This is a genomic window from Butyrivibrio proteoclasticus B316 (assembly GCF_000145035.1).
Lineage (GTDB): Bacteria > Bacillota > Clostridia > Lachnospirales > Lachnospiraceae > Butyrivibrio > Butyrivibrio proteoclasticus.
In genome coordinates, this window is sequence record NC_014387.1 from 2,349,282 (window position 1) to 2,365,037 (window position 15,756).

The 15,756-nt window shown below is 40.1% G+C and carries 19 protein-coding genes; 1 reads left to right on the forward strand and 18 read right to left on the reverse strand.

The features are described from left to right. Nucleotides 1-36: 36 nt before the first annotated feature. The 17 genes from BPR_RS09785 to bcp form a co-directional block, all read right to left on the reverse strand. On the reverse strand, nt 37-618 hold the full coding sequence (locus BPR_RS09785) for a GNAT family N-acetyltransferase (RefSeq protein WP_013281316.1): 582 nt from the start codon (nt 616-618) through the stop codon (nt 37-39). Then, a complete protein-coding gene (locus BPR_RS09790; protein ID WP_013281317.1) occupies nt 615-1,211 on the reverse strand; it encodes a histidine phosphatase family protein in 597 nt (198 codons plus the stop codon). The genes BPR_RS09785 and BPR_RS09790 overlap by 4 nt, the downstream gene beginning before the upstream one ends. Next, nucleotides 1,208-1,723 (reverse strand): AAA family ATPase, encoded by a 516-nt coding sequence (locus BPR_RS09795; protein ID WP_013281318.1) that lies wholly within the window; start codon nt 1,721-1,723, stop codon nt 1,208-1,210. Before BPR_RS09795 ends, BPR_RS09790 begins: the two co-directional genes overlap by 4 nt. A 147-nt stretch (nt 1,724-1,870) precedes the next feature. After that, complete coding sequence (locus BPR_RS09800; protein ID WP_013281319.1) at nt 1,871-2,521, reverse strand: hypothetical protein; 651 nt, start codon at nt 2,519-2,521, stop codon at nt 1,871-1,873. Beyond that, on the reverse strand, nt 2,511-3,788 hold the full coding sequence (locus BPR_RS09805) for an AAA family ATPase (protein WP_013281320.1): 1,278 nt from the start codon (nt 3,786-3,788) through the stop codon (nt 2,511-2,513). The genes BPR_RS09800 and BPR_RS09805 overlap by 11 nt, the downstream gene beginning before the upstream one ends. A 186-nt stretch (nt 3,789-3,974) precedes the next feature. Then, nucleotides 3,975-4,637 carry an HD domain-containing protein gene (locus tag BPR_RS19825; RefSeq protein ID WP_013281321.1) on the reverse strand — a complete coding sequence of 221 codons (663 nt, stop codon included), beginning with the start codon at nt 4,635-4,637 and terminating at the stop codon, nt 3,975-3,977. Beyond that, a complete protein-coding gene (locus BPR_RS09815; RefSeq protein ID WP_013281322.1) occupies nt 4,613-5,218 on the reverse strand; it encodes a GNAT family N-acetyltransferase in 606 nt (201 codons plus the stop codon). Before BPR_RS09815 ends, BPR_RS19825 begins: the two co-directional genes overlap by 25 nt. A gap of 119 nt (nt 5,219-5,337) precedes the next feature. Continuing rightward, nucleotides 5,338-6,084, reverse strand: a complete 747-nt coding sequence (locus tag BPR_RS09820; protein WP_013281323.1) for a CPBP family intramembrane glutamic endopeptidase — start codon at nt 6,082-6,084, stop codon at nt 5,338-5,340. Nucleotides 6,085-6,149: 65 nt separating this feature from the next. Further along, complete coding sequence (locus BPR_RS09825; protein WP_013281324.1) at nt 6,150-6,671, reverse strand: DUF4256 domain-containing protein; 522 nt, start codon at nt 6,669-6,671, stop codon at nt 6,150-6,152. A 657-nt stretch (nt 6,672-7,328) separates the two neighbouring features. Continuing rightward, nucleotides 7,329-8,084 carry a nucleoside phosphorylase gene (locus BPR_RS09830; RefSeq protein ID WP_013281325.1) on the reverse strand — a complete coding sequence of 252 codons (756 nt, stop codon included), beginning with the start codon at nt 8,082-8,084 and terminating at the stop codon, nt 7,329-7,331. A 158-nt stretch (nt 8,085-8,242) separates the two neighbouring features. Further along, nucleotides 8,243-8,725: an NUDIX hydrolase gene (locus tag BPR_RS09835; protein ID WP_013281326.1), complete on the reverse strand. Its 483-nt coding sequence runs from the start codon at nt 8,723-8,725 to the stop codon at nt 8,243-8,245. Between the two features lie 314 nt (nt 8,726-9,039). Continuing rightward, nucleotides 9,040-9,177 carry a nitroreductase family protein gene (locus BPR_RS20395; protein ID WP_081441767.1) on the reverse strand — a complete coding sequence of 46 codons (138 nt, stop codon included), beginning with the start codon at nt 9,175-9,177 and terminating at the stop codon, nt 9,040-9,042. A gap of 16 nt (nt 9,178-9,193) precedes the next feature. Continuing rightward, complete coding sequence (locus BPR_RS09840) at nt 9,194-9,673, reverse strand: YbaK/EbsC family protein (RefSeq protein ID WP_013281327.1); 480 nt, start codon at nt 9,671-9,673, stop codon at nt 9,194-9,196. Nucleotides 9,674-9,851: 178 nt separating this feature from the next. Then, on the reverse strand, nt 9,852-10,430 hold the full coding sequence (gene thpR, locus BPR_RS09845) for an RNA 2',3'-cyclic phosphodiesterase (protein WP_081441768.1): 579 nt from the start codon (nt 10,428-10,430) through the stop codon (nt 9,852-9,854). Between the two features lie 422 nt (nt 10,431-10,852). After that, nucleotides 10,853-11,023 carry a hypothetical protein gene (locus BPR_RS20740; protein ID WP_207636499.1) on the reverse strand — a complete coding sequence of 57 codons (171 nt, stop codon included), beginning with the start codon at nt 11,021-11,023 and terminating at the stop codon, nt 10,853-10,855. 91 nt (nt 11,024-11,114) lie between these two features. Further along, entirely contained in the window at nt 11,115-11,864 is a 750-nt protein-coding gene (gene yaaA / locus BPR_RS09850) for a peroxide stress protein YaaA (RefSeq protein ID WP_013281330.1), read from the reverse strand. Beyond that, nucleotides 11,861-12,316 carry a thioredoxin-dependent thiol peroxidase gene (gene bcp, locus BPR_RS09855; RefSeq protein WP_013281331.1) on the reverse strand — a complete coding sequence of 152 codons (456 nt, stop codon included), beginning with the start codon at nt 12,314-12,316 and terminating at the stop codon, nt 11,861-11,863. The genes yaaA and bcp overlap by 4 nt, the downstream gene beginning before the upstream one ends. A gap of 305 nt (nt 12,317-12,621) precedes the next feature. On the opposite strand from bcp, the gene BPR_RS19830 reads away from it, so the two are divergent. After that, the gene (locus BPR_RS19830) at nt 12,622-15,108 is read left to right on the forward strand and encodes an EAL domain-containing protein (protein ID WP_013281332.1); all 2,487 of its coding nucleotides are present in this window, start codon (nt 12,622-12,624) and stop codon (nt 15,106-15,108) included. A 26-nt stretch (nt 15,109-15,134) separates the two neighbouring features. Here the strand turns inward: BPR_RS19830 and BPR_RS09865 are convergent, their stop codons facing one another. Then, nucleotides 15,135-15,722, reverse strand: a complete 588-nt coding sequence (locus BPR_RS09865) for a TVP38/TMEM64 family protein (protein ID WP_042256895.1) — start codon at nt 15,720-15,722, stop codon at nt 15,135-15,137. Between the last annotated feature and the right edge of the window lie 34 nt (nt 15,723-15,756).

A 15,756-nucleotide genomic window follows, 5' to 3' on the forward strand; every position in this document is an offset into this window, starting at 1 on the left:
CCGCCCCTATATTTTTTCTGGAAGATAGCGTTTCACTCACCATCTTTTCCCATCTCTATTAAAAAAATATCCCAAGTTGATCCTAACTTCGCGCCTGCCTATATCATTATTTGTATAACAACAAGTATCAAATCCTATAAGTTCAAATCCTTCATGGAGGTAGAAACCTATCGCGCTGGTATTGCATGACTGTGTCTCAAGCATGAGTGCTCTTCTTTTCTGCTTCTGTGCAACCTCTTTTGCCTTATCCATCAGTTGTTTACCAAGCCCTTTGCCTCTGAGATTATCTGACACCCAAAGTTCTGTAACCATCAATCTGTTTGACCATTCTTCGGGACAAACTTCAATGCATGCCAAAAGTTCATTGTTATCACCTACGACTCCGAAGGCTTCTGCCTTCTCCCAATGATCCTGATACAAAGAATCCGGGAAGTCATATTCTTCAGGAGTATGAACAATTTCGCTCTCAGCCTTCCTTTTGACAAGCTCAATCTTACATCCATCGTTATCAAGCTGCTTTATTTCAAAATCATAATAGCTGTCACTCCTTGTAACTAATGGAACCACAGCACCCTTCCATTGTTCTTTAGGTAAAGCTACTATTTCTATTTTATTCATAGCCTTTCTCTTATCCACTCTAATTCCTCTATACTGAATTCAATAGGTGACGCATTGTCAACCTCAATTGTATGCGACTGCTCAAAAGGTATATTTCTTTTCATAGCAAGAAGCGTCATGATAACAGCTCCGTGGGATATTATCAGGAGGTTCTTATCTGAAGAACTGTCGTGCTGACCAAGAATATAATCAAGTGCTTTAAACAGTCTTTCCATAACCATTTGATATGATTCGCCGCCAGGGGTGCAATTATATCTCTTATTTGAAAGCCACAGCTTATGCTCTTCATCATATAAAGAAAGAATCTCATCCCAGGTATGCCCTTCAAACAATCCCAGATTCATTTCTTCCAGGCCTCTAACTATTTCATATCCTGTATGGAAATGCTCATCTACTATCTGCGCAGTTTTTACAGCTCTAGCCTGATAGCTGGTGTATATCTTTTCAAAAGAAATATCTCTATCTTCAAGATTCTTGCAAAGAAGTTGCGCCTGCGCTATTCCATTCTCATTCAAAGGAATATCAGTCGTACCTTGAACTTTTCCTATTATATTCCAATCTGTTTGTCCATGTCTCGCAAAATATATCTTCACAATTCCCTCTTTTCATACTCCATGCGAATAAAATCTTTGGCATCCCCAGAAGTTGTAAATCTTTTATACTTCGAACCATGTTCAGACAGATACCCAATGATTTCTTTCCTGTCTCTATCATATTCAAACACCCACTTTATGTTGTACCAAAGGAACTTGAACGTAGGTTTTGAATTGTATTCTTCTTTTCCTGCTCTCTGCATTAACCAACGCTTTATTATTCTTACCAATCTTTTACAGAGTGGTACATCTAACAGTATGATGTAATCACATTTTCCAAAGCTCTCACGCAACAGCTTTCTTGGTGATCCTTCTACAATCCAGTTATCACCATTTATTATTTCTTGGAATAGTTCGTCGCGATCTTTGTCACTGCGCTTTTTATCTCCTTCTGGAGTGCGCTCCCAAACAATATTGTCTTTCTGATAAAACGGAATGTTATATATTTCTGATAATTCTCTTGCAAGTGTAGTCTTCCCACTAGCAACAGATCCTATGATATCTAGTTTCATATCATTTCTCCATTCCGCCGTATGTACGGGCTTACTAATTTCATCAGCATTTTTCACACCACTATGTGCACCTTAAAAGAACACGTTCAAGCAAAAAGCCTGAACACATTCTGTAATCCGCTTTATTCCATTATCTATTTTCAATATTTATTCTTTCTTATCTTCAAGTCCTTCTATGTTATCATTTATCCTATTCATCCACTGAACATCCGATGTTTCCAATTTTCCAAATAACTTACTGAAATTACTCGAACCATCCACGTGATCATCCTGAGGCATTTTAACAATTCTTTCTTTCATGTCATTGTAATTATCAACACCAATACTTTCCATTACCTTATCAATCTGATCTGCTCTGCCTTTATACCCCTTAACACCAGTATATTTTTCAATAAGAGGTGCATTTGTAGCTTTGGCAGGTCTTTTGATAATTTCGTCAGTCCAATGCTTGGAAACAATCTGCATGGTACATGGATTGCCGAAGATAACCACTTCATCAGCTGCGTTATCTACACCATGGAATTCATTTATCTTGCGCTTGATATCTTCATACTGCTCATAAGGCTTCTTCTCAGTATCACAGAATACAAGAACAACTTCATATGCCCCATTCTGGTATCTATCCTGATATCGAGCAGGAATGTTGCCATTTCCTTCCGCATTAACAAGAGAAATATCATAGATATCGTTCCATACATGAAGACAATTCAGCCTCTCAAGGTACTTGTACTCCTCATTCCCTTCGCAGATAATACAGACTTTATGCTTGTCAGAAATGTCAGGAAGTCTATTCGCCATCTACAGTTTCCTCCTTCGCGTTCCCCTTAATGCTAAGAAGAGAATTGATAAGCTCAGGATCTGGCAAAGCTGCAAATGCGCCCTTACGATACTTTTCTATAATGTCAGAAGTGTCTCTGACACCGTTTTCAGCAGTAAAATCTGACAGAGAATATACATAAACACCATTCTCATCCTTATCAACAAACCAAATTTGTTCTTTTCTGAACAAGCGCTTGCAATCCATAAGGTTAATATCATGTACTGTGAAGATCATCTGAGCATCTGTGTTTAATTCATTATTAAACATTGCTACAGTAGCTCTTGTAAGCTTAAAATGTATACTGCTATCAAGCTCATCCACCACTAGAATTCTTCCCTGCTCAAGAGCCTCTATAACATAGCTTGCTATGGCAGCTATCTTCTTTGTCCCAGTAGAATCAAAGAGCATACTTGGTACCTGAACGCCCTTATATGTAGAAACTAACCTAATCTGATCCATAACACTATCTGGAATATCAAGTACCTTTTCCTCAGGCTTGCCGACCGCATCACCTGATGCAATCTTAATATTTCCCATTTCTACATATTCAAAATTATCCATGTAAAGGTCCGCGTTTTTTATAAAACCTACAACTTTCTGCTGAAGCTGATTCTTATTTTTCATGAGTTCTATAGTATGTTCCATAGGAATATTATTCATATTGATAACATCTATTTTCTCGGCAAATCCAACCAAAATTCCCTTCATCTCATTGAGCGCCTTAAACTTACTAGAATCAATCAAATGAAAAATAACGTTGCTCTTGGCCAAAACTGGCATCATGGTCATAAGATCAGCATCAATACACTCAAACTCATCATTAAGCGTGTCACGTTTAAACCAACACACATCTTTTTCGTTATTGTATTGATCCTTCATAATTTCTACAAATGATTCAAATACATAAGCCTCTTCCTTCACATCATACTTGAAATCATAAGCGAACTCCCTACCATTTGATAAGAAGGTGATTCCAAGTTCACAAATATCATTATTTGTGAAAATATTTGACATAAGGCCATTCTCCTTATTAAGAAGAACACTTTTTATGGCTTTAATGCATCTAATAAGACATGTCTTTCCTGCATTATTTGGTCCATATATTCCTGCAGTCTTAAGAACATTAAAATTGTTCTCTCTATGTACATTTGAAGCAAATTTTTTGTTACGCATATCAGCTTTCATCGAAAAAGCGACTTGATCATCAAATGCAAAACAATTCTTCGCTCTTACTTCTATGATCATTGCAAACCTCCATACAACCCAAATAGTCATTAGTTACTTTGATTATAACGCATAATATTTTTTATGCAATATTTTTACATGTAAAATGTTAATGAATCTCCGCCCAATTTTGGGCCTAAGAAAAGAGCCGTCATTCTGTTAAGAACAACCGCTCTTTATGTAATAATATATCCTACTGAAATTAGTTCATTCAAAGCCTTTCTTAGCCTGCGCTATGATCTGTTCAAGAAGTTCAATTCTCTGAGTTAGTTCTTTATCCATCATATCCTTGGCGGTCTTAGTTCCCCTTGGAAGTGTCATGTACCATCTAGCTATATCAATCTGCTTTTGACAGGATTCGATGATCTCGACATTTGTCTTTTCGTGAACAGAGCTGCCCATAGCCATTGCAATCCTGATAATATCGAATCTGTCGATATCATCGCTGTCTCTGATGGTGGTCTGGAATACGCTCATATCCTCAGGTAACGTGTCAGTCAGATTATGCCTTCCGATTCCCTGCACTATTTCTTTTGCCATATCAGGATCATAGCCTATTCTGGCAAGATACTCTGCGGCAATATCGGCGCTTACCTGTGGATGTATGCGCCAGTCGTCACCACATTCTCTGTAGCCAACGTCATGAAGAAGGCAGGCAACAACAGTATCGGTGACAGGGAGGTTCTCAGCAATCGCGATCATCCTGCCGTTTTCTGCAACTCGTATTGAATGTTCGTAGCGATAGAGCATGTCGCCTCTATCAGGCGTTGGTCCAAGCATCTCATGAACAAATTTCTTGGTGGTTTCTATCACATCTTCTGTTTTATTGTATCGATCAAGTATCTCTAGTGCTCTTTCTGATAAAGACATTTTGTTTCCCCTTTACCTTGCTGCTTCATATAATCTTCTCTAAGCAAACCGTAGATATTATAGTCACAGTAAACCGAAACCATTTTTCCTTGACGAATTGTTCCTTCTTTAACAAAACCACATTTTTCCATAACTCTGTTTGAAGCAATATTTCTTACATCCACACGTCCATTCAATCGGTCTATTTCTGTGTTCTTAAAAACAAATCGCAACACTTCCTTCAAAGCTTCTGTAGTAATTCCCATTCTCCAGTACTCAGGATTAATCCTGTATGCTATATCGCCCATTCTGGCATTTTGAATATCAAATACTGCGATCATACCTACCACTTTATTTGTTTCTTTCCATACAATTCCCCAATCAAGATCAAGAGAAGGTTTTCTTTTTACCCAAGGACGTGGATCAATAAACATGAGTTCAGGATTTTTCTCGCCCTTGCTTGTTTTTCTTCCCCAATATGTATAAATTTCATCTCTTCCCAACCACTCTTTTAAATCATCCACATCCTTTTCGTTAAGCACACGGATAATCAGTCTGTCTGTTTCAAGAATTGGCTTGTCTATTGCATAATCATTTAACATAGTCTCCTCCGTCTACTAATCCCGATTCTCGACTATCTAATAATCTTCTTATCATTCATACTGATTTGACCTTCTTGTTGTACCTGATATTATTTCATCCCGCTTTTTCTTTACCTTATCTAGCATAGATCCAAGCTATTTCCATTTCCAAATTTTTTAACCAGATAGAATAGATACCCTCCCAAAACAACAATAATCAACACTAAGTTGATTACCCTTTCTGTCAGAGGATTACTCATCCCATTTGCAGAAAAAACTTTGAGTGCATTATTAGCAGAGTGGAATAAAATACATGGCACAAGAGACTTCCCATGATAAAAGATTATTACCAGCACAAATCCGACCATGACAGCAAACACAATTTGAATCATGGACGAAATCAAATCTTTTCCACTTCCGTTGAAAAGATTCACAATATGTCCCAATCCAAATGTCAGCGCAGAAACAATAATTGCACTCTTAAGATTGTCCTTCTCCATTGCCCTGAATAATAGTCCACGGAAAATAACTTCTTCAAGAAACCCTACGCAGAGCATGCTGATGAAATAAAACAGAGATTCCAATATGTCGTATTGCAATTTTATTCCGCCCCAAAAAGCCGTTGATGCAACAATAATAAGAGGCAGATAATAAAGAAAACGCTTTGCAGGAATAGATGATCTGCAAAACCCGTATTTTTCGCCAAGTTTATTTTTTTGAATCCAGAAAAACAAAATCAAAGACATTGCTATGTGAAGCACAGCTGTTATAGATTTTGTAATGCCAATGTTCTCTGAAAACTGATCTGCCAAACTGCTCAGAACAACATAAGCAACAATCCACAGGATTGCAAAAGTGATCTCACTTTTCTTATATATTTTTGTCATTTTGAATTCCCCAATTTTTCTTTCATCGTCTGTTTTACTGGAATTAATCGCTCTACAATCAGAATTTATATAAGAGTATAGCCTCTGAACCCGCGCACGGAATAGTACGAATCCGCCCCGTTATGGAATGTGAAAACCGTTCCGTAACGTCGTTCGCAGAACAATGCACCGCCCTTGTCGCGAATATCATCCGGCGTAGTGATCCAACTTGACGTTTTCAAATCAAATTCCCCGAGACTTTGCAGTCGGCGATAGAGTTCCTCCGTCATGATCAAAACGCCGATTTCTTTTGCTTTCCATTCGGCGCTGCCTGACGGCGGGTTTTTAGCACGCCCCTGTAATGCCTTTTCGTCATAGCACAGGCTTCTGCGCCCAGAAGGGGACTCCTTTGCGCAGTCGCAGAAAATTAGCTTTCCCGTCTTTTCGTCATAGCCGATGGTATCTGGTTCTCCTCCGCTCTCCTCCATCCTTCTCAAAACATCCATGGAGTCCGGATGCTCAAGCAAACGTTTCTCCACGTCAAGCCAACTCAGTTCCATATGAAGATTCTTATTTTCCTGAAATCTCGCTTTTAATATTTCTAACATGGTTTACCCCTCCTATATAAACGGCACCATATACACAGGAATATAGTTTATTCCATTCTCCCACTTATAGTCTTTTGTATGAACTACATATTTATCTTTTATCTCAAATCCCCATTCAAGTAAATAGGAAACCAGCGCAAATCCCCATTCATACTATGCCCATTATTACTGAAATCCCCTTTTAGCAGCATTATTCTAGACGCAGTCCCAAAATTTGACTACCCGTTTACATGAAATTTTTGCGGATATCCACAATTTTTTTTCATGGATAATAATAGACCAAAAGCAGTGTTTTTATTACTAGTCATTCTGCCACTATTCAGCTCTCAGCTAATATAGGCATTGCAATTATCAATAGCGGTTCTGCCCATATCCAGCCCACGCACAATATAGGCATTATTTTGGGGCAGCAATTTACTGCTACAAAATGCCACTCCCGGCATAAAGGCAGTTTGCCCTACGTAAAATCAACTGCCTCTATTGGTAATACCCAAAATATAGGCAGAACTTCGGCCACAAATTAAACTGCCACTGTTCGCAACATTCTATATATAGGCAGTTTTGCACCAGCTCCAGTTGTTCATATTCCTGGAATATAAATCTGCCAGCCACTCATATTGTCCATTCAGTCCATCGACTTTATATCCAATCCCCATTTTATGCGATGTACTCCGCAAGCGCCAAGGCTATATTGAAATGCCCTGCATCATGCTGTCCACCATCATCATTATCTTTGTTTCGCTCATCCCACTCAGGAGCATCAAGCAGATCTCCGCTTGTAAAGAACGGATACAGCTCCAGTCCCCGGAAATCGCAAACTGCCTGCACCGCAGCACATTCCATTTCTACAGAAATACAGCCATCTGCTTTGTGCTTTTCAAAAATATTTCTTGTCTCGCGATAGAATGAATCCGTAGTCCAGGTCTTGCCTTGGACAAATGGAATGCCATTTGCTTTCATGCACTCAGCAACAATATCCGAATTTATTATGGTTATATAATCCGCTGCCGGGGCGTAATGATATGAAGTTCCTTCGTCTCTGTAGGCAGCTGTCGGAATCATTACCTTGCCATGAGCAATCTCTTTATCCAGGCATCCTGCTCCTCCGAACAAGATGAACTTCTCGCAGTCAAGTTCTATTGTTGCATCCTCCAGAAGACCTACTGTAATAGGAGCCCCGACATATGTCTTGTAAAAAGCAAATCTATGACCATTTCTTTCTATTAAATATACTGGAGTTTTTCCGGTTGCACACCACAAAGCTGCTATCTCAGTTGCTTTATATTTTTCCACTACAGCCTTTTCGATCTGATGAGAAAAAGTAATTATGCATGCATCTACTTTAATTCTATTCTCCTTTTTCACAGGATTGATGATTGCCGGAGATTTATTATCAAATGAATCTATTATCATATACTGCTTCCTCCCTTCTCCACACGCCCTTGTCACTTAGGCCGCCTCATCACTCATCCACCTCCGAAAAAATAAGCCCCATCAAACTCTCGCTTGATGAGGCCTTAAATACTATATCAGTTATAAAGCACTATCTATGCCTTACAATTTCTCTGATTTCAACGCTCATCCGTCAAAAAATGCTTAACCACATTTACAGGATGCAGCAATTCTGTTCTGAAAAACTCCGGATAAAACTTAACCGGATCATCAGGTGCAATCCACTTAAGAAACTCTTCATGCTCATCCTCGGTAAAACTGTTACACTCCGGCTCAAAGTCCTCAGGTACTTTCATGTAAAAGAAGAAAGATATCTCATATATCAGCTTTCCGAGATTATACTCTGCGTCCCCATAAAAATAGTTTTCATTTATGAATCCAAGCCTGTCCACTTCCATGCGGACACCGGTCTCTTCATATACTTCTCTGATTACCGCTTCCTCAGCAGTTTCTCCGAACTTAATTCTGCCGCCTACAGAATACAAATACTCCGGTCTGATATTATTCCCGACCATTAGGAATTTTCCATCCTTAAGAATGATTGCTCCTACTCTGATGTTTATAAGTCCATTGTCACATGGCACTGTCATGTCCATACTCATATTCAAACACTCCCTCCAACAAACATATTTCAACTATATCAAAAAAAAGCGCTGTTTAACAGAATTATTACTGCCAAACAACGCCCTTTCTTAAGCAATTATATTTTTAGCATGTAAGCCATTGCTCCCACAAATGCCGAAAAGCAAATAAAAATTACCGCCCGGCATTCAAACCGAGCAGTAAATTCCATATTGTTCGATACAACAGTCTGTGGACGAATCTCCGCTTCCCCAAAATAGAGGATCCTAAGATCCTCTACACTAAGTTCGCAGTGACTGGCACTTTTTGATTTTCTGATTTTCTTAAATATAACTTACTGTTCCTGAAGATTCTTTGCCGTAGGTGCAAGCCTTCCGGCCTCAAGGATGTCATTAAGCCTTGCCCTGTCTACTTTTCTTTCACTGTATTTCTTACATGAGTAACGGTTCTTTACTACTTCTTTGAATTCCATGGTAACTCCCCTTTCTTTACTCGTCTTCTTCCCATCCCTTGCATACATCGCACCAGCCCTCGGCTCCGGTAATAGCTTCAAGCTCTGAAGGTGTAACTTTAACAGAAGTAAACTCATTCCCTCCTGCAGGATGGACATATTCAAATCTCTTCATGGATACATCAAGCCAGATAGGGATGTCATCAGCCACAGCAAAAGGACATACTCCGCCTGGCTGGAATCCCGTGATACTCTCTACCTGATCTCTGGGAATCATGTGTGGCTTGGTGTGAAATAGTGATTTGAACTTAGAACTATTAACCTTACCATCGCCTGCCATTACCACAATTACAGGCTTTTCATCTACAACAAAAGACAATGTCTTTGCAATCTCCGGTTCGGTACAGCCTATCTGCTGTGCTGCATGTTCAACTGTATCAATCGTTTCAGCATGCTCTGTAAGCCTGTCACCAAGATTATTGGAGGCAAGAAACTCTTTTACCTTTTCATTGACCATTTTTGCCCTCCACGGAAACAATATTTTCTATGCTACCATTATAGACACAATGGTACTTACTCTGCGTATGTATTTACCTATAGCTGATGATAGCCTTGGGTTATATCACCATCAATGCATATACTTCTATCTTCAATTTCCTCCGGGCAGAAAAAAGTACATTACAATTCTCCCCTCGTCACAATGCCCTGACATACCCAATTTCCGTATATACCATTCCATGTCTCCCCTGCTCAGACTTCATGAGAGAAATGCCATTAACTCTCATAGCGTCGCTTTCCTGAAACTCTGGCAAAAAAGCTTTGCCCTTAGTGCAGTCTGCTCTCCGGATCAGCGTCACATGCGGCATGAACTTCTTTCTGTCAAAAGAAATCTCTTCGTCCAAAAGAGCTTTCCTAAGCCTTTTCACATACTCTTTCAAGCTCTCGTTTTCTTCAAACTCAGCAAAAAACATATCTCTGAAAGGCCTGTACCCACTCAGCTTTACAGAAAAAGACCGGAGCGGCACCTTTTGCATAACTTCCACCACCTGCTCAGGATCGTCATACTCCCCAATAAAGGCCAGCGTCATGTGCAGGTTCTCACGGGGCGTGTAGCTTCCTTTTACTCCGCAGCGCCGCAAGTCATCCTGAATCTCCGCAAGGCTGTCCAACATATTGTCATCAAAACAGATTGCTATAAAAAGTCTCATTAGATCAGCACCCCATCTATTATTTGCTTCATCTCTTCCATCTATCATCCCTACAAATCTTTCCATTTGTCATTGGCTTGCGAATATATGTTCGATATAATCATCTTTGGTGCTACCAGTAATCACGGTAGGCGGTTAGTCCTTCAAGCGGAGGACTGTGACCTCTGTTTATCATAGAAATCTCTTTGAGAAATCTTTGTTGGAGGTACTTGCTTATGCTCACCATCAGTGACCTTATCGCAGTGCTTGCACTGTGTGCGACTTTCTTTAGTCTTGGTTACATGTTTGGCAAGCATGATTCCAAGACACAAAAATAACCGCCCATTGTCCTGCCAGACTGAGCGGTTATTTTTAATAATTGCTAATTTGAAACAGGGCTAACCGTCTACCGGTAGCACCTTTAATTAATATAATACTACCATTACCGCTCTTTACCGTCAAACATATATTCAATTTTGATATGACTCGTCATCTCGACAAATCTCAATTTATTTTATATTCAACAGTTCCTTAAGCTCAGCAAACTCAGTCTGAATCTCAGCCTCGATTGCTTCAATCTTGCCCATAATCACATCTGTTGGTTCATATTCAACCTTCTCATATACAACTTCCTTATACTTGTTGATTGAAAGAACCGTTGGTATCAAGCAGTCTTGCATGCTGTAGAGAATTTGCAAATAGCGATCCTAACTCTAGATACTACGATGACGCATTTTTTAAGCGTGAAGGTAGACTCTGGAGAATTGCATTTCAACTCCGTCCCCGTTCAAACACTATCTGCGTGGCATTGGAAAGATCTTCTCTGTAAACATAGCCTAGCCTGTCAAAAGACCTGATGTCGTCCGGGTCCTCTATCTGATGCTCTGCCATATACCTGACCATTTCACCTCTAGCCATTTTTGCATACGTTCCTTTGGTAACAAATTTCCCCTTTTCCATCTCACCAAAAACAACTGTTACATAGTGGTCTTCGGGTGTTAGATACTTCTCTATGCATTTAGAGTATTCCTTGGAAGCAAGATTTACTATTACTCCAGAGTCGTCCCTTACCTCTTTGTACAGTGAAGAGCCCCAAAATTCATATAAGTCCTTGGCCCCATTTATTGCTGCTTTTGCCTGCATTTCAAGCCTATAGGGCGTAACCCCGTCCATAGGTTTTAATACTCCGTAAAACCCCGACAGAATTCTCAGATGTTCCTGAACATAGTCAAAAGAACTGTTCTCAAAAACAGACGGGGCCATATACTGAAATGCAATTCCCTCGTAGGAAATGATTGCCGGAGTCAGCCTTTTATAAATGTCCATTTCTTTAACACGCATAAAATTCTGCTCCGCAATCTTGTCATTACAATTCCATAGCCTCTGCAAATCTGCATATGACTGTATTCTAAGCCAATCAAGGATTTCTTTGGTTTGATTCAAAAAGACCGGTAATCCTTGGTGCTCAAGAGTATCAGTATCGATGTTCATTTTCTTTGCAGGAGACAAAATGATCCTCATGACAATTCACCCAGCATCTTCTCGGCATCATCTGCGGCTTTGACCTTATCATTTGCTCTGATGATCACGCCCTCTTCATCAATCAAGTATGTCGTTCTGACTACGCCCATGGATGTTTTTCCATAGTTTTTCTTCTCTTTCCAAACATCGTAGGCTTCTATCACCTTGCGCTCAGGATCAGCAAGCAGGGTGAACGCAAGTCCGTAGTTTTTTTCAAACTTCTTGTGTGATGCAACTGTGTCTTTGCTTACTCCAAGAACAACTGCACCTTTTTCAGTAAATTGAGGATATCTCTCTGAAAAGCCGCATGCCTGCTTGGTACAGCCGGAAGTATTATCCTTGGGATAAAAATACAGAATAACCTTCCTGCCTCTGTAGTCCTTGAGGGAATGCATTTCCCCATTCTGATCAGGAAGTTCAAAATCTGGTGCCTTTGTTCCTACTTCTAACATGGTAAATCCTCCTAAAAAATGGACCGTTAACTCCGTCCCAATGTCATATAGATAAGGAAATGCAGTAAATGCGAAATAGGCACGCTACGTTCTGCAGATTATACAGTAGCGTGGACATCTACGTGACACCGCTTTTATTTTAGACTAATATCACGTTGTTTCGCAATGATTAATGCAAAACAGCTTATTTGGAAACAATAATTAAATTTGTCATATTTATGATCATTTTATCAATATTATTTACTATTGGTACACAACATATGTTATGCTCAATATAGCAATAAATTTTCACGGAGATTACGTTCATGCCACTTGCCTCAGACAATAGTCAGGAACGCAAAAAAATCGCGAAATACGTGGTTGCCAATATCGAGAAAGCATTGGAAAATGACTGGGTTAAAGTATATTACCAGCCTGTTGTTCGCGCGCTCACAGGGCAGCTTTGCGGCGCTGAATCTCTGGCAAGATGGATCGACCCTGAAATGGGATTTCTTTCACCTGATAAATTCATAGGCGCTCTCGAAGAGAGCAGGCAAATCCACAAGCTTGACTGCTGGATCGTTAAAAAAGTCTGCTCCGACATTTCAGAGCGTATTCATAATGGCCTCGACGCAATTCCTGTGTCCATCAACTTTTCGCGCCTTGACCTTGAAGCCACTGACATGCTCAAGGTTTTGGAAGATGCCGTGGACGAGTACGATATTCCAAGGGACTACATTCATGTTGAGATAACCGAGAGCATGATCGTATCTGACGCCGAGATGATGTCCGGCATGATAGAGCGCTTCAGGAGCACCGGCTATGAGGTGTGGATGGACGACTTTGGTAGCGGTTATTCCTCTCTTACCGTCCTTAAGGACTACCATTTTGACACCCTGAAGCTGGATATGTCATTCCTTCGCTCCTTTGACGATAAATCCAAGGCCATAATCACTTCAACAGTTATCATGGCAAAAGAAATTGATGTCATGACACTGGCAGAAGGCGTGGAAACCAAGGAACAGGTGGAGTTTCTCAAGAATATCGGCTGTGGCCGGCTCCAAGGCTACTACTATGGCAAACCTATGCCAATAGATGATTTTTTTGACCATATCAAAAATTGCGGCATAGACATTGAAAAGAGGCAATGGCGCCATTTCTATGACGTAGCAAGTTTCTCCGCAAGACGTACGGATGAACCTTTGGCCATTATTGAAAATAACAACGGAGTTTTCAGAACTCTTTTCATGAATGAAATTTATAAGACACAGGCTTTTGGCAGATCTTATGATCAGGAAATGATTGATCAGAAAGTGCTCAATTCCAACTCTCCTCTGAATACTCAACTCAAGAAATTTGCTGATACCATTGAGCATAGCAGGAATCTTGAAACCTTCTACTTCACTGTTGACGGAAATATTCTTTGTCTAAAAGGAAAAGAAATAGCTGAAAACGCAGGAAGCCATATATACATAAGCTCCATCCGCAATATTTCTTCTGATGCCAATATTGAAAAGAGAAACAGTCTTGACTTCAGGTTAAAAGAAATAAATCACATGTTTGACACAGTGGCACAGATCAATCCTTCCAATAACACAATCATTCCACTGGTTGGAAAATTCCGTTATATGAGGGACGTCTCCAGCGATGGCATGGATCTTAATACCTATACCCAAAAGTTCAAAGAGGAATATATTGCTCTGGCTGACGCGAAGAAATTTGACGTTTTCTGCGACTGGTCTACGCTTAACAGCCGCATAGAAAATAACTCAAAAGGCTATGTTGAGTGTATGTTCAGGATCAAACAAAGTGATGGCAATTATGAGTGGAAAGGCTTATCGCTCATGCAGATCCCAGGTACAGAAGGAAAAGAATTCCTCATGTGTACAAAACCGACTCCTGACGATACAGGCATAATCCTTCAAAAAATCCAGCAGCTTTACAACCCCGAGGATTACGGGCTTGAAGCCAGTGACTCACAGATGTATGCAAGCATGTGGGAAAGAACTGTAGCCTCCTCACATCTAAAGTTCTTTTGGAAGGATAAAAACAGGAGGTTTTTGGGCGCCAGCAAAGCTTTTCTTGACTTCTACGGTTTTACCATCGACGATATCCTCGGTAAAGACGATGAGGACATGGGCTGGCATACCGACGGCAAAACGTACAGAGATGACGAACTCGACGTTCTTTCTAAGGGAACCGTAGTTTCCGGCGTTCCGGGATACTGCATCGTCAAAGGTGTTGTCCACAACATCATTTGTTTCAAGACCCCTATATATGATGGCAATAAGATCACCGGTCTAATGGGGTATTTCTTTGATGTTGATGAGGAAATGGCCCGAATAAACAAGCTTTATAACGTAAAAAGAACAGACACCGTTACCGGTTGTATGAATAAAAAAGGTTTCCTTGATGCCCTGATAGATTATTCCCAGAACTACCATAATCTGGGGCGTGATTTTGCGCTTATTATACTTAGAGACACAAAGCATGCCAGAGTTGTTGCTGACTATGGAGAAGACTTTATCAAAAAGCTCTTGCATCGAATGGGGCAGGAAATACTGAATGTCACAAAGGACAAATGCGCTGTAGCCCGAATGATACAGTCAGAATTTGCGCTTCTTTTATATACGGATAACCAATCTGAAGTGGATGAGTTATGCCTTCAGTTAAAAGAAGCTATTGAATCCATCAGAGAACTTGATGGTAACAAAATGACATTAAAGGTTAGTACTTCCTATATGTTCAGATCTGATGAGAGCGCCACCGATGAAAATATGTACCCAATGGTCCTTGATCGGTTGCAACAGTAAGCATTAACTCAAGAAGCTTCCCGCCTTTATTTGTTTTTCTTACTTTGCTTTTTATTCTTTTTCAAGTAAACAACCACAACCAAATAAACTAGAACAGCTATCACTGCTCCCAGGATAAAAAAGCCATACTGATTATCTATCATTTTTTCTGCACTGAATGTGTATAGGAAAATGTGAGGAAATCTTGCAACGAAGGTTATTAAAAGCCACATGATCACATTTTCCCCTGAGTAAAAGCCAAGCCACGCGTAGGTATCCTTGGGAAGTGGCAGGAACATGAACATGATATGCACCAATATCGGATTTTTGTTAAAGATAAGTTCCTCAACGCGGGTGAGCTTGTCCTCCGGGAAAAGATAAAGAAGAAAACTTCTACCAAATTTTTTCCCAATGAGAAAAGCTGCTGTATTGCCAAGGGTGGCAAAAAAATCGCACAAGATAGCTCCTTTAACGCCTCCCAATATGAATCCGGCTGTGAGGTAAAAGGGAAGGCCGGGTATGCAATTTGAGAGTGTCTGGAAGAATACGAATAATCCAAACACCAGATAGGCAAGAATTCCCTTTTCTTCCACGTAAGCCCTGAAGGCATCCACATCTCCCACAAAAGCGATCATGGGTCTTCCGATGAAATAATATATGCCAAGCAGG

Bases quoted from the DNA above. Each gene is read 5' to 3' on its own strand.
- BPR_RS09785 (WP_013281316.1), bottom strand. From the start codon at position 618: ATGAATAAAATAGAAATAGTAGCTTTACCTAAAGAACAATGGAAGGGT.
- BPR_RS09795 (WP_013281318.1), bottom strand. From the start codon at position 1,723: ATGAAACTAGATATCATAGGATCTGTTGCTAGTGGGAAGACTACACTT.
- BPR_RS09800 (WP_013281319.1), bottom strand. From the start codon at position 2,521: ATGGCGAATAGACTTCCTGACATTTCTGACAAGCATAAAGTCTGTATT.
- BPR_RS09805 (WP_013281320.1), bottom strand. From the start codon at position 3,788: ATGATCATAGAAGTAAGAGCGAAGAATTGTTTTGCATTTGATGATCAA.
- BPR_RS19825 (WP_013281321.1), bottom strand. From the start codon at position 4,637: ATGTCTTTATCAGAAAGAGCACTAGAGATACTTGATCGATACAATAAA.
- BPR_RS09815 (WP_013281322.1), bottom strand. From the start codon at position 5,218: ATGTTAAATGATTATGCAATAGACAAGCCAATTCTTGAAACAGACAGA.
- BPR_RS09820 (WP_013281323.1), bottom strand. From the start codon at position 6,084: ATGACAAAAATATATAAGAAAAGTGAGATCACTTTTGCAATCCTGTGG.
- BPR_RS09825 (WP_013281324.1), bottom strand. From the start codon at position 6,671: ATGTTAGAAATATTAAAAGCGAGATTTCAGGAAAATAAGAATCTTCAT.
- BPR_RS09830 (WP_013281325.1), bottom strand. From the start codon at position 8,084: ATGATAATAGATTCATTTGATAATAAATCTCCGGCAATCATCAATCCT.
- BPR_RS09835 (WP_013281326.1), bottom strand. From the start codon at position 8,725: ATGAGTATGGACATGACAGTGCCATGTGACAATGGACTTATAAACATC.
- BPR_RS20395 (WP_081441767.1), bottom strand. From the start codon at position 9,177: ATGGAATTCAAAGAAGTAGTAAAGAACCGTTACTCATGTAAGAAATAC.
- BPR_RS09840 (WP_013281327.1), bottom strand. From the start codon at position 9,673: ATGGTCAATGAAAAGGTAAAAGAGTTTCTTGCCTCCAATAATCTTGGT.
- thpR (WP_081441768.1), bottom strand. From the start codon at position 10,430: ATGGAAAGATTTGTAGGGATGATAGATGGAAGAGATGAAGCAAATAAT.
- BPR_RS20740 (WP_207636499.1), bottom strand. From the start codon at position 11,023: ATGCAAGACTGCTTGATACCAACGGTTCTTTCAATCAACAAGTATAAG.
- yaaA (WP_013281330.1), bottom strand. From the start codon at position 11,864: ATGAGGATCATTTTGTCTCCTGCAAAGAAAATGAACATCGATACTGAT.
- bcp (WP_013281331.1), bottom strand. From the start codon at position 12,316: ATGTTAGAAGTAGGAACAAAGGCACCAGATTTTGAACTTCCTGATCAG.
- BPR_RS19830 (WP_013281332.1), top strand. From the start codon at position 12,622: ATGCCACTTGCCTCAGACAATAGTCAGGAACGCAAAAAAATCGCGAAA.
- BPR_RS09865 (WP_042256895.1), bottom strand. From the start codon at position 15,722: ATGATCGCTTTTGTGGGAGATGTGGATGCCTTCAGGGCTTACGTGGAA.